The organism is Bacillus sp. SIMBA_031 (genome assembly GCF_046535225.1).
GTDB lineage: Bacteria > Bacillota > Bacilli > Bacillales > Bacillaceae > Bacillus > Bacillus velezensis.
Window position 1 is genome coordinate 1 of sequence record NZ_JAWRXC010000418.1, and the last position, 257, is coordinate 257.

The window sequence follows — 257 nt, forward strand, 5'->3', positions numbered from 1 at the left end:
GGAGGAAATCGGCCGTGCTGTTGGTCGCCGCCTTGGCATTTGGATCATAGGGGCTCAACTTCAGGCCGGCGCCCGGGTGGATCACGTTACCCACCACCAGACCGATGGCCAGGGCGAACGTTGACATCACCACAAAATATCCGAGTGCCAAGCCGCCGACTTTGCCCACAGTGGCTGCTTTGGCGATGGACCCGATACCAAGGACAATGGTGCAGAAGATGACAGGGGCAATCATCATCTTGATGAGTTTGATAAAG

At 56.4% G+C, this 257-nt stretch carries 1 protein-coding gene; it reads right to left on the minus strand.

Going from position 1 to position 257, the window contains the following annotated elements; translation table 11 throughout:
• Positions 1–257: cation:dicarboxylate symporter family transporter (locus SB724_RS20860; RefSeq protein WP_410572862.1), on the minus strand; the 257-nt coding region annotated here is incomplete at both ends.